We start from the raw sequence: 12,801 nt of genomic DNA, 5'->3' as shown, positions 1-12,801 counted from the left end.
GCAGCAGGAGTTAATAGCCTCAATGGATTTGGCCTAAACAAAAGGTAACAAACTTAAAACAAAAACATAGGTCTGTCTCAGCAAGTAGAATGGACCTCTTCATTATCTACAAAATAAAATAATCTGTTGCCCTGATGCATTGTTCACTCAATTTAAAAGGAAATCCCCCTATCATGCTTTTTCAGGAAGTAGCTTTGCAGGCTGGTTGGCAAAAGATATAATTTAACTGAAACCAACCAATTGTGCCTGAAGTTTGTTAAAAACTATCGGAAGAGGCGTTGCCTTTACTGAAAATTCCTTTTTAGTACTAAACCAGAATATTATGAAGAGCCTAAGCTCAAAAGAATATAAAAATGAATTTGTAAACAGTTTCCCCGGCGATGATAGCGGGAACCTGTCACCTCGCCAGACACCCGGTGTGCTGTATAGCAAAGCCATGCCCACGCCAGTAGCCAACCCTTCGCTGCTGGCATGGTCGGAGGAGCTGGCAAACGAGCTGGGCATACAAAAACCAAATCATCCAAACGATGTAGCCATTCTGGGCGGAAATTATGTGGCACCGACTATGCAACCTTATGCTGCCTGTTATGCCGGTCATCAGTTCGGTAACTGGGCGGGGCAACTCGGCGACGGGCGCGCCATAACGCTCGGAGAGTGGCAAACAACTGCAGGTACCTCCTGGGAGCTGCAGCTGAAAGGTGCCGGCCGCACCCCCTACTCCCGCCGTGCCGATGGCAGGGCTGTGCTTCGGTCTTCGGTGCGCGAGTACCTGATGAGCGAGGCCATGCACTACCTGGGCGTGCCTACCACCCGCGCCCTCAGCCTGGTTACGACAGGCGACCAGGTATTGCGCGATATGTTCTACAACGGAAACCCCGCCTACGAGCCTGGAGCCATTGTTATGCGGGTAGCCCCTAGTTTTTTGCGTTTCGGTAATTTTGAGCTGCTGGCCTCCAGACGAGAAAACCAGCACCTGCGCCAGCTCGCCGACTGGACCATTAGTCGCTATTATCCGCATTTGCAAGGCGAAGATAAGTACCTGCAGTGGTTCAGGGAAGTACGCGACCGCACCGCCAGCCTGATGGTGGAGTGGCTGCGGGTAGGCTTTGTGCACGGCGTAATGAACACCGATAACATGTCTGTGCTGGGCCTGACGATTGACTACGGCCCTTACTCTTTCGTAGACGATTATGACCTGAATTTCACTCCGAACACCACCGACTTGCCGGGCCGCCGCTATGCCTTTGGCAAGCAGGCTTCGGTGGCTTACTGGAACCTGGGTTGCTTTGCAAGTGCCATTGCCCCCCTTTTTAGTGGCACCGAGGAGCTGGTAAAAGAGCTGGAAGCGTATGCCGACATCTACTCTGCCTATTACCTTAAGATGATGGGAAATAAGCTAGGCCTGGACCAGGTGAAGGCAGAGGACATCTCCCTTGTCACAAAGTTCGACGAGACACTGGCGGCCCTGAAACCAGACATGACCATTTTTTACCAGCTGCTCATAGACCTGCCTCTCCACCTCACAGATGAGCAGGAACTAACCGCCTACTTCAGCGAAAGCTATTATACTCCGCTCACAGAGGCGCAGGCAACTTTGCTCGCTGGTGTACTAAAAGAGTATATAGCCCGCATACAGCAGAACACCTGCTCCCGTGAAGAATCGCAGCAGCGGATGCGCGAGCACAACCCGCGGTTTGTGCTGCGGAACTACCTGCTGTCGCTGGCCATAGAGGAACTCGAAAAAGGAGAAAACACGCTTTTCCTGCAATTACAAGAAGCCATTAAAACACCCTATTCCACGGACCACGATAAGTTCTTTGTCAAACGCCCAGACTGGGCCACCAGTAAAGCAGGCTGCTCCATGCTCTCCTGCAGTTCCTGATAAACTCTCTGCTTTAGAAGGAGCAGACAAAGATAGTGGCCCTACAACAGCCTCTCTGCGGAAGAGGAGAGGCTGTTGTATTAAACCTTCACCTGAAATTTTTGCTTAGTTACTTTTAAATAACCTAAAGCAGCAGAAGAACCCGCATCAGAAGCGCTTCGTTTCAGGAGTTTAACCCGGAACATTTCACCACAAGATGCGCTGGATCGATGTAATAAAATACGCTACATATAGCAATCCGGAACCTGCCCGACGACTAGAAAAAACGGAGGATGAATGGCGGCAACAGCTGACCCCGGCTCAGTTCCATGTGCTGCGAGAAAAGGGCACGGAGCCACCTTACCGAAACAGCTATTGCCGCTCCTACGAACCCGGCACCTATGCCTGCGCTGGCTGCGGAAGCCTGCTCTTCGATGCTACCGAAAAATATCATGCTATTTCAGGGTGGCCCAGCTTTAAACAGCCTATTGCAAAAAATGCCATCAGCTATACTTTCGATAACAGCCATCACATGAATAGAATCGAAGTCAGGTGCAACGTCTGCGACGGTCATCTGGGACATGTGTTTCATGATGGCCCGGCACCAGCAGCGCTTCGCTACTGTATAAACTCTGAGAGTCTTATAAGGCTAACCACCCTTTAACCCTTGACCTTTTTAAGATAAAAAAGCTTCTGAAGGGCATTTTCATTTAAATAATCTGGTCAGCTTAAGCACTTGTTCATTATAAATGAGTGATAGAGTGAATGAGTATTTGATTTTTTATCTGTGCCATTCCATCATGAAGCAGCTGATGGGGCTGTTTAAGTCAGATAGCGCTTAGCGCTGTTCGCAAAATAATTTCTGGCCTTCAAAGACAAACGCAGATTAAAATTTATAACGGGTCTGGCGGCTATGGCTTTCCTTTAACCGTAAAAGAAACCGTGTAACTAAAAACCTAACAAACTATGAGCAAACAAGAAGAAGCAAAGTCGAACATGCAGGACCCGAAGGAGCAGTATGCGAAACCGCCTTATCCGCAGCAGAAGCAGGAGGTGCCTGGCACCGAAGAGGAAATGTCTCCGAAGGCAGACCATGGCGAGAAAAGCTATAAAGGTTCCGGCAAGTTGGTTGGTCGTAAGGCCATTATTACCGGCGGCGACTCCGGTATTGGCCGGGCAGTAGCCATTGCCTTTGCCCGCGAAGGAGCCGATGTGCTGATCTCCTACCTGAGCGAAGACGAAGACGCAAAAGAAACTGCCAAATATATAGAAGAAGCTGGTCAGAAAGCGGTGCTGGTTCCAGGCGATATTAGCGAGGAAGACCATTGCAAAAAAATTGTACAGCGGGCTGTAGACGAATTCGGCCAGATAGACATCCTTGTCAACAACGCTGCTTTCCAGATGTCGAGGGAGTCGTTGCAGGACATTCCGAGCGATGAGTGGGACCACACCTTCCGTACAAATATTCACGCCATGTTCTACCTCTGCAAAGCAGCAGAGCCACACATGAAACCCGGCAGCACCATCGTAAACACAACCTCCGTTAATGCTTACCAGCCAAAGCCGATCTTACTGGCATATGCCGCTACAAAAGGCGCTATTCAGAACTTCAGTGCCAACCTCGCGCAGTTGCTCGCTGATAAAGGCATACGGGTAAACTGCGTAGCCCCGGGTCCCGTCTGGACGCCACTTATCCCGTCTACCATGCCAGCTGAACAAGTGAAGTCGTTTGGCGAAAACGTGCCACTGAAACGTGCAGGGCAGCCGGCAGAGCTGGCACCTGTTTATGTACTTTTAGCCTCTCAGGATTCCAGTTATATGACTGGTTCTACAGTGCAGGTAACAGGCGGCTCACCAACTATTTAAGCTTACAAGAGCATCAAATACGGCACTGCCTCCAGCTGCTGTATTTACCTTTCCGGTCACTGTTCCTTTACTTGAACTTCTAGCCTTTGCAAGAGCCAATCGCCATGCAAATTGGCTCTTGCAAAGGCTAGAACCGGGTAATGCGATTTATTATAAATTGCAAAAGAGATAGAATAATGTTAGACTCTCAGCTCGCGGCAGCAGTCCGGTAAACTCTTAAATAAAAGCCCCTTTACATGTTACACTCCAATTATTTCAATAGAAACAGCCTTCCGAAGGTTTCCCATCAGAAATTTGCCAAGGGTATACCACTTTAACTCTCTTCACAGAACTTAAGAGAAATTAACATCGCGTACGAAATGTAAATAGATACAACTCTGCACTATAACTTCGCAAGGTATACAGCTCCTGCGAGCATCTTCAGGACCTGTGGCAGCTTATTAGCTCTCAACCTTTGAACTATCCCGACCCTACTGATCTGTAAAAAATTAACATACATGCTGCTTGCAAATTCAAAAACAAATTTTAACTTTGAACCACAAAGTACTTTATATGAATCAGCAGCACGAGCACCTCGCTACCTTACAGGAAATCCGGAACATTATGGACCGTTCCAGCCGCTTTATCTCCTTAAGTGGGCTGGCCGGGGTTTTTGCTGGTATTTTTGCCCTGGCAGGTGCAGCTGTTGTAAAATGGTACCTGAGCACGCATAACATCAAGTACCGTACTGCTATTGCTTCCGGGTTAAATACAGAGGTCATCATCTTTTTGGTATCGGTGGCGCTGCTGGTGATGGTGCTGGCTATTGCAGCTGCCATTTATTTCACAACCCGCAAGGCGCGACAACAAAAGCAGCCAGTCTGGGACACGAAAGTGCAGCGCCTGCTCCTGAACCTGGCTATTCCGTTGGGTGTAGGAGGTTTGTTTTGTGCTGTGCTGCTCTACCACGGCATTATTTACCTGGTAGCACCTGCCATGCTCGTGTTTTATGGGTTGGCGCTTATTAACGGCAGCAAATACACCCTGAGCGACATCCGGTATCTGGGGCTTTGCGAGATAGCTCTGGGGCTGGTGGCGTGCTTTTTTATCGGGTACGGCCTCCTTTCCTGGACCATCGGGTTTGGGGTGCTCCATATACTGTACGGCACCATTATGTACTTTAAGTACGAGCGCCATTTAAGCTAACAGGGTGAAAGAATATCTCGAAAATATAAATAAAGCCTTCGAAAGCAGGGCCAGGCTCGGCATTATGTCGGTGCTGATGGTAGAGGAGCGCGTGGACTTTAACACCCTGAAAGAAACACTGCAACTCACCGATGGCAACCTGGCCAGCCACCTGCGTGCCCTGGAAGAAGCAAATTACCTGCGCGTTGAAAAACAATTTGTAGGGCGAAAGCCTAATACAACCTACCAGGCAACCGAAGCAGGAAAAAGCGCTTTTAAGGAGCACCTCGATGCGCTGGAGCAGCTGATTTTAAACAACAGAAACAACGAGTAATCTTTTTTTTTGACTTTTTACTTTGAAAACCAAAGTACTTTAACTCAAATTTATATTCGAAATAAAATGAAAGAGCTCATACGCAACAACCTCGAAAATCCGCGGGAACTGGAAAAATTATACCGTGAGAACAAGCAGGACTTCAGGAAAGCCTTTAGCAGCCTTTACCCTGAACTCGGCCAGGTTCCAGTGGCAGACTACTGGTACGAGCGCTTACACTATCCTTCCGAAGACATCTCCTGGGGATCGGGCAGAGAACTGGTGGTGGTGTTGGTAATTGCCTTGGGGGCAGGTTTGGCAGCTAAGTTTCCTGCCATATTCGACCTATCGGAAGAGTACTTTTACCCTCGCCATATTGGCTTTATCGTTTTCCCTTTTCTGGCAGCCTATTTTGCCTGGAAAAATAAATTGCCTCTTCAGCAGGTCCTGCTTCTGGGCCTTGCCACCAGCCTTGCCCTTGTTTTTATTAACCTACTCCCCGACACTAAGAACAGCGATACGCTGCTGTTGTCGTGCATACACCTGCTGTTGTTCCTGTGGTTTGTATTAGGTGTGGCTTATGCCGGAAAAGAATGGCGCAAGCCTGAGGCAAGGCTATCTTACTTACGGTACAACGGGGACCTGCTGGTTATGGCTGCTCTGCTCACCATTGCCGGCGTAATGCTCACAGGCATTACCATCGGGCTTTTCTCATTAATAGGCCTTCAAATAGAAAATTTTTATTTTGAGTACGTAGTCATTTTCGGTTTGGCGGCCATACCTATTATCGGCACTTACCTCACGCAAACTAATCCGCAGCTGGTAAACAAGGTATCGCCGGTAATTGCCAAACTCTTTAGCCCGCTGGTGCTGGTAACGCTGGTGGTGTACCTGGTGGCCATCCTGTACTCCGGCAAAGACCCTTACAACGACCGGGAGTTCCTGCTCCTATTTAACGCACTGCTGATCGGTGTTATGGCGATTATTCTCTTTTCTGTGGCAGAAACCTCAAGGGTTACTGCCAGCCAGGCAACAACCATCGTGCTATTGCTGTTGGCAGCCCTAACTGTGGTTGTTAATGGCATCGCCTTGTCAGCCATTCTTTTCCGGATTACGGAGTGGGGCGTTACCCCAAACCGGATAGCCGTGCTTGGTGGTAATTTACTTATCTTGCTGAATCTGCTGCTTGTAACAGGTAAGTTATTCAGGGTTGCGTGTAAGAAAGCTCCTATTTCTGATGTGGGCAACAGCATCGCTAATTTCCTGCCGCTGTACACACTCTGGATCATCATCGTTACTTTTCTCTTTCCGCTGCTGTTCAAGTTCGCTTGATAGCTCAAGTCATGCCTTACGTGAGCCTGGCTATAGCATCACCCTCTGCTTCTTTAGTTTACACGACAAGCCCTTTAGCCTTTTTTAGAGAATGAACATCAAATTATGCTAATGAAAAAGGCCTTCCAAAGGCCAATAGGCCTTATAGACCTCCAGGGTAGCACGCGCTTTCCGGCAATACCCTCAAATTTAAAATATTTTTTTACTCATTCACTTTGAAAACCAAAGTACTTTAAACATGAAACTAGAAATCATTCAGAAAAAAGCACACGTGGCCAAATGGCCTGCTGATCAGCTGACAGGCACAGGTTTTGTCCTGCTCTCGCTACTCCTATACCTGCTGCCGGAGTGGAACATGTTGCCAAAAAATGTGGAGCTGTTTGGCATCTTTATGTTCAATTATTGCCTGGCCTCCGGGTTTCTGGTCATCCTGATTGTGCGCGGCCACTGCAAATTCACCTCGCCAGGTTTTAAGCCGGAGCACCTGTTCCAGTTCCTGGTGCTCGCCCTCATCAGCTGCTTCTCCCTTAACCGCGAAATTCCTATTTTCCAGGATTCTGTGCAGTGGCTTGACCTGTACTTGATTACCCTAGGAGTTGCCATGGTAGGCTATACGTTCAGGGAGAACCTGCCTGTAACGGCACGGCATCTGCTACTGTTCTGGCTCGGAGCCGGCAGCATGCTGATGTTGTACTACAGCCTTTACCTGTTGCCGTTTTACCTGATCGGGGTTATTGGTGCATTCTTCATCGGTATCGGGTTGCACGTGCTGGTGCCTCTGCAGGTACTTGTTTGCCTGGTGCTGGTAGCCCTAAAAGCCTATAGAGAAGACGGCCGTTATTTGTATAGCTTCGGCGGAGGTGCCCTGCTCCCCCTCCTGTTCCTGGTTCATTTTCTGGGGCAGTGGCAGGAGCGGAACGACCTGGTAAGCCAGCTGCAACACGAATACATTATAGAAGATAACACAGAACTGCCGCGCTGGGTGAGCATCAGTCAGCAGTTGCCACCAGACTACATCACCGAAAGGTTAATTAAGTCGAACCTGGTGTACCAGGTGCCATCCGATCATTTCAGCGGCTGGGATTTACCTTCCACCAACTTCGATGAGCTAAAGCGCCACGACCCTTTTGTGATGATCGCCTCTTTACTGTTTGGTAAACCAGCCTTACAGGCAGATGAGCGCGTAAAGATACTGGAGAGCCTGTACGATGCCCGCCACCAGGCGCAGCAAAGGCTTTGGAGCGGCCTCCACCTGCACACCTCCCAGGTGCTGACACAAGTGCGGCTCTACCCACAGTTCCGGCTGAGCTACACCGAAAAAGTTCTGAACATCAGGAACAGCCACCCCGGCAACTGGAACCAGCAGGAAGCCATCTACACGTTTCATCTGCCCGAAGGAAGTGTCGTAACCTCGCTCTCGCTATGGGTAAACGGCACAGAAGAAAAAGCAGCCCTTACCACCCAGAGCAAAGCCGACAGCGCCTACACCACCATTGTGGGTCACGAGAAGCGCGACCCGTCGGTGGTGCACTGGCAGGAGGGCAACACGGTTTCGGTTCGTATTTTTCCGTGCACCCCTACCGAAGACAGGCAGTTTAAAATTGGAATTACCTCGCCGTTGCAATCAGAAAATGGGAAGTTAGTGTACGAGAACATTTACTTCAGCGGCCCATCAGCTGCTGGTGCTCCGGAAACTGCCCTCGTTTACCTGCAAGCGCCAGCCACAGCCCTCGACTTACCGGCGGGTTTTAAAGAGCAAAAGCCACTGGAGCACCGCTACCACGGTTCCTACCGCCACAGCTGGCAACTTACACTGGCAGCTCCTGCCTTCAGCACAGCCGCCTTTACCTGGAACGGCTACCGCTACCACCTCGCGCCACAACGTGTAACTACAGAGAACTTCGAGCCGGACCGTATTTACCTCGACCTGAATGCCGCCTGGACACCTGCTGAAGCTACTGCCGTATGGGAAGCTGTAAAACATAAAAAGGTATATGTGCACGATGGCGAAATGGTGAGGCTTACACCGCAAAACCTGGACCCGACACTGGACCGGCTGCTGCACCGGAGTTATTCGCTGTTCCCGCTGCACCTTATCCGGAAGCCGGAGCAGGCGCTCCTCATCAGCAAAAGCACCGGCAGTTCCCCTAACCTGAAAGACCTGAAAGGCAGCCGGTTTAGCGAGCTGTTAGCAGAAAACCTCTCTCAAGGCACCTTTATCAGAACCTTCCATTTGGGCCAGCACCTCTCCCCTTACCTCAAAACCCTGAAAGAGCTGCAGCTACTACAGCTCAACACCGGCACTACAGAGGCGCTACAGGAGCAGCTTCGTCGTAAAATCTTCTCCATTACAGCGCCTGCAGGAGAGGTTGTTACAATGGGAGCAGCCGGGGTGAACATAATTAAAACTGCTGCTACTACCCTGGCTCCTGCTGCTACAGGTGCTGCCGCTCCGGACCACCTTCTGCGGCTGTTCTCTTACAACCACTTGCTGCAACAGATAGGAGCCAACTATTTCAGGAAAGATTATATAGAGGAGCAGCACCTGGAGGAGGCCCGTATGGCAAACATCGTGAGTCCGGTTTCGAGTTTGGTTGTGCTGGAGACGCAGGCAGATTACGACCGCTTCGGCATAGAGAAAAGCAAAGACACCCTGGGAAATGCTTCCATAAAATCGTCGGGGGCGGTGCCGGAACCGGAGGAGTGGGTACTGATCGTGCTGTTTGTGCTGCTGGTAGCCAGCCTGACGCTTAAACCTTACCTGGTTCGCTAATGCAGCTAAAGAACCTACCGCAAAGTGTGCTGGGTCATGGAGCAGCAGGTGCAGTACTAATTGCTGCTTACCTGCTGCTGGCCTTCCTTTTCCTGAAAAAGTACCTGCTCTGGGACATGCCCTGGCTGCTGGCCCTTGGCCTGCTGCCCCTCGTGATGCAGCAAAATGAGGGGCAGCAGGTGTCATGGGTAGCAGGTATACTCTCTTTTGCCCTGGCAGGTTTGGCGGCTTATACCCAGGCAGGCACTGTGTACTATTTTGCCTGGGTGCTGGCGTTGTGGTGGAGCCTGGGGAGCTGGCGGGGCCAGGTTGGTCTTTACCCGCTGCTGGTGTTGCTGCTCGGCTCTCCTATTTTCAGCTATGTGGCACAGGTGCTGAGCTTCCCGCTTCGGTTGCAACTAACCGAAGCAGCCACCAACCTCTTGCAACTTGTGCACCTGCCAGCCGAGGCTGCCGGCAATATTATTGTGCTGGAGGGGCAGGAGTTTTCTGTTGATCCGGCTTGTGCGGGGCTTTCTATGCTGGCGGTGTCGTTGTTGCTGGCTGTATTTGTACTGGCGCATCTGCAGAAAAAAACCGGACGGCGCTTGCCTGCCTTGCTCGCGCTGCTCCTGCTGGGGTTTATGCTGCTGCTGAACCTGGTCAGCAACCTGCTCCGGATCTTGCTGCTCGTCCTTTTCCGGATTCTGCCCGATAACCCGCTGCACGACACCATGGGGCTGCTGTGCCTCCTACTCTATGCCGTTTTGCCTTATTACCTGGTAGCGAGCCGCTGCCAAAGCAGGTTTGCTATCCTTGACAAAAAATTACCTAAAACGCTTCGGAAGGCTTATTCCATTAGAATAATTGCCTGTGTTAACAGTTGCCTGGTGCTCTCGTTGCTGGCAGCGGGCATACAGGTAGGCAAAAAACCACTAGCCGAAAAAAATGCCAGTTTGCAGGCCTTTACCGGATTTACAGAAGAGGCTTTGCCAGGAGGTGTGCAGAAATTTGTAAACCAGGAGGCGCTGGTGTATGTAAAGCCGATCCGCGCATTTTACGCAACAGAACACCATCCGCTCATCTGCTGGGAAGGCAGTGGCTACCTCTTCCGGAAAGTGCGGCAGGTGCAGGTAGGCACTAGAACCCTCTTTGTGGGAGAGCTGCACCAGGCAGAAGAAAAGCTGTATACCGCCTGGTGGATGGATAACGGCAGGCACCAAACCGTTGACCAATGGGACTGGCGCTGGCGCATGGTACGTGGCGAGGCTGCCTTTGCCATGGTGAACATTACAGTGGCACAGGAGCAGCAGTTACTTCCGCTGGCAGAGCAATTGCTGCAAAAATCTCGTCCATAGCCACGGCTACTATTACCCTGCTACCGGACTAGCGTTTTGACCAGGTTCTTCAGAGAATAATTGTACAGTTTTATGATATATTCTAACTACCAGGCTTGAGACATTAAAGGAAAATTTATAATATAACATAATACCTAAACTTCTACTCAAAGACAAGCTGCCTGGCTATTTGTATTATTCACAGCTTCTGCTACACTTCCTGAAGCTTTTCGCTTTTGCTTTATCCTATAATTAATCCTTAAAAGGTAAACTTAATTTAGAACTTAATTTGCTGAGTATAAGCTTGGTAGATTGCCTGATTTGGCTTTTTTAAAATACTAACTATTTATGAATCAATATTTTATTTTTTAAAAACAAAAAACTAATACTAGTATTTGGCGTTTATAATAATACAACTTTCCATACAGGAAGGTGCATTATTTGTTGAACCATAACCACATGAAACTATGAAAAGATTTTTTGTACTCACCTCATCAATCCTATTTTTCGCAGCTTCCGTTATTGCACAGGATCTTCCAAGACCACAGACAACTGCACCTGTAGCCTCAGAGGCTATTCAGCAAGGCAACTGGATGGTAGGCGCTAATGTGGGCAACCTGGGCTTTAATTTCAAGTCTGATAATTTCCAGATTGACCTGAACCCGCGAGCTGGTTATTTTATAAGCGATAACGCGGCTATTGGTGCCGAAGCGCAATTAGGGTTGCAGATTTACGATGGCGGCGAAATTTTCAGATACGGCCTTACTCCTTTTGTGCGCTACTACTTTCCGGAAGGTGCCGCTCCTACTCACCGCTGGTTTGGAGAAGCCATTGCAGGTATTGCGGGCAGCTCGCTGAAAGACAGTAATGACGATGCCATTTTCTCGGGAGTGTGGGGCTTGCGCGGCGGGTATGCGCATTTTGTAGCCAGTAACGTGGCACTCGAAGCAATACTCGGCTACACCAGAACCAGCGCCGATATTAATACCGGCAACAGCACCTCCGGCCTCTCGCTTGGTCTTGGTTTCCAGATTTACCTGCCCGGCAGAGCCAACAGGTAAGGCATTTAAAATAGTTTGAACCGGAAGCACCTCGTCTTGGCGAGGTGCTTCTTTTTGTTTCTTCCAGTCTCCAGGCTTTACTTCTCTTTGTTTTTCTTGTAGAGCGCATTTTTGACACGGGTAAAATGGTACTCAGATAAAAACACGTAGCAACATCTGTGTTTATACTTAAATTTATTTTTGCAACCTTCAGGAGCTGAATCTTTCGTATAAAATGGCTTGTTGGGGCCTGCAACTGTGTTTAACATTTGCAGCGGCAGCAAATCATGCTGAAAGATGAGGCCTGGCAGTACCTCTTTCTCAGCTGGCATTTGCTCGGGCTGCCCCTGCCTCTTCAGGAGAAACGGAAAGTTTTGATTATGCTGACATAGATACATAATGGAAAAAAATGACATCAATATTTCGGATCTGGAACGCATTTTAACCGGCGAAAACCCGTGGCTTTTTCTGGTGGAGGTTTTTGTGCGTACCGTCCTGATTTACCTTTTGCTTTATGCAGTGCTGCGGCTGCTCGGCAAGCGCATGAACGCTCAAATGACCATAACAGAAATGGCCGTGATGATTACTCTTGGTGCCATTGTTTCGGTGCCCATGCAGATAACCGAAAGAGGCATTCTGCCCACTTTTGTAGCGCTGCTCTGCACCATCGCCTTTCAGCGGGGGCTAAACCTCTGGGCTTTTAACAACGGTAAAGTAGAAGCCATAACCCAGGGTGAGGTGAGCCTGATCATTAAAGACGGTTGCCTGCAAATGAAGGCTTTTGATAAATCGAATGTCACGCGCGAGCAGGTTTTTAGCCAGCTCCGCAAACAAAAGGTGCAGCACCTGGGTCAGCTGGAGCGGGTTTACTTCGAGGCATGCGGCCATTTCAGCATATTCAAACACGAAAACATAAAACCTGGCTTAAGCATACTACCACAGCAGGATAAAAAGCTCTGGGAGGAACAGCCTAAAGCCGACGGTCACTTCTCCTGCTTTAGATGCGGAAATACCATTGAGGCCGAAAACGAACCGGACCAAACCTGCAACAATTGCGATGACAACCATTGGGTACACGCCATGGATGTTAAAGAAAAGCAGTTCGATTAACCACCCAATTTTTCAGATTTATAATA

10 protein-coding genes are annotated in these 12,801 nt (G+C 49.4%); all 10 read left to right on the top strand.

The window, feature by feature from the left end:
* The first annotated feature begins 322 nt into the window (after positions 1–322).
* The 10 genes from FVR03_RS00900 (at position 323) to FVR03_RS00855 (ending at position 12,775) form a co-directional block, all read left to right on the top strand.
* On the top strand, positions 323–1,882 hold the full coding sequence (locus FVR03_RS00900) for a protein adenylyltransferase SelO (RefSeq protein ID WP_147919873.1): 1,560 nt from the start codon (positions 323–325) through the stop codon (positions 1,880–1,882).
* 196 nt (positions 1,883–2,078) lie between these two features.
* Complete coding sequence (gene msrB / locus FVR03_RS00895; RefSeq protein WP_147919872.1) at positions 2,079–2,525, top strand: peptide-methionine (R)-S-oxide reductase MsrB; 447 nt, start codon at positions 2,079–2,081, stop codon at positions 2,523–2,525.
* Between the two features lie 302 nt (positions 2,526–2,827).
* On the top strand, positions 2,828–3,727 hold the full coding sequence (locus FVR03_RS00890) for an SDR family oxidoreductase (RefSeq protein WP_147919871.1): 900 nt from the start codon (positions 2,828–2,830) through the stop codon (positions 3,725–3,727).
* A gap of 552 nt (positions 3,728–4,279) precedes the next feature.
* Positions 4,280–4,912, top strand: coding sequence for a hypothetical protein (locus tag FVR03_RS00885; protein ID WP_147919870.1), 633 nt, complete (start codon positions 4,280–4,282; stop codon positions 4,910–4,912).
* Positions 4,913–4,916: 4 nt separating this feature from the next.
* Positions 4,917–5,225, top strand: coding sequence for a winged helix-turn-helix domain-containing protein (locus FVR03_RS00880; RefSeq protein WP_147919869.1), 309 nt, complete (start codon positions 4,917–4,919; stop codon positions 5,223–5,225).
* A 66-nt stretch (positions 5,226–5,291) separates the two neighbouring features.
* Entirely contained in the window at positions 5,292–6,536 is a 1,245-nt protein-coding gene (locus tag FVR03_RS00875) for a hypothetical protein (protein WP_147919868.1), read from the top strand.
* A gap of 238 nt (positions 6,537–6,774) precedes the next feature.
* The gene (locus FVR03_RS00870; protein ID WP_147919867.1) at positions 6,775–9,309 is read left to right on the top strand and encodes an XrtN-dependent VIT domain-containing protein; all 2,535 of its coding nucleotides are present in this window, start codon (positions 6,775–6,777) and stop codon (positions 9,307–9,309) included.
* A complete protein-coding gene (gene xrtN, locus FVR03_RS00865) occupies positions 9,309–10,646 on the top strand; it encodes an exosortase N (RefSeq protein WP_147919866.1) in 1,338 nt (445 codons plus the stop codon). Before FVR03_RS00870 ends, xrtN begins: the two co-directional genes overlap by 1 nt.
* Before the next feature lie 446 nt (positions 10,647–11,092).
* Positions 11,093–11,686, top strand: coding sequence for a porin family protein (locus tag FVR03_RS00860; RefSeq protein ID WP_147919865.1), 594 nt, complete (start codon positions 11,093–11,095; stop codon positions 11,684–11,686).
* 378 nt (positions 11,687–12,064) lie between these two features.
* The gene (locus tag FVR03_RS00855) at positions 12,065–12,775 is read left to right on the top strand and encodes a DUF421 domain-containing protein (protein WP_147919864.1); all 711 of its coding nucleotides are present in this window, start codon (positions 12,065–12,067) and stop codon (positions 12,773–12,775) included.
* Positions 12,776–12,801 lie beyond the last annotated feature (26 nt).

Origin of the sequence: Pontibacter qinzhouensis (genome assembly GCF_008017455.1) — a bacterium.
Classification (GTDB): domain Bacteria; phylum Bacteroidota; class Bacteroidia; order Cytophagales; family Hymenobacteraceae; genus Pontibacter; species Pontibacter qinzhouensis.
Note: the sequence above shows the minus strand (reverse complement) of the source record. Positions and strands in the feature narration are given on the sequence as shown.

Excerpts from the sequence above, each read along its gene's own strand:
- FVR03_RS00885 (WP_147919870.1), top strand. The coding sequence starts at position 4,280 with ATGAATCAGCAGCACGAGCACCTCGCTACCTTACAGGAAATCCGGAAC.
- FVR03_RS00860 (WP_147919865.1), top strand. The coding sequence starts at position 11,093 with ATGAAAAGATTTTTTGTACTCACCTCATCAATCCTATTTTTCGCAGCT.
- msrB (WP_147919872.1), top strand. The coding sequence starts at position 2,079 with ATGCGCTGGATCGATGTAATAAAATACGCTACATATAGCAATCCGGAA.
- FVR03_RS00900 (WP_147919873.1), top strand. The coding sequence starts at position 323 with ATGAAGAGCCTAAGCTCAAAAGAATATAAAAATGAATTTGTAAACAGT.
- FVR03_RS00855 (WP_147919864.1), top strand. The coding sequence starts at position 12,065 with ATGGAAAAAAATGACATCAATATTTCGGATCTGGAACGCATTTTAACC.
- xrtN (WP_147919866.1), top strand. The coding sequence starts at position 9,309 with ATGCAGCTAAAGAACCTACCGCAAAGTGTGCTGGGTCATGGAGCAGCA.
- FVR03_RS00870 (WP_147919867.1), top strand. The coding sequence starts at position 6,775 with ATGAAACTAGAAATCATTCAGAAAAAAGCACACGTGGCCAAATGGCCT.
- FVR03_RS00890 (WP_147919871.1), top strand. The coding sequence starts at position 2,828 with ATGAGCAAACAAGAAGAAGCAAAGTCGAACATGCAGGACCCGAAGGAG.
- FVR03_RS00875 (WP_147919868.1), top strand. The coding sequence starts at position 5,292 with ATGAAAGAGCTCATACGCAACAACCTCGAAAATCCGCGGGAACTGGAA.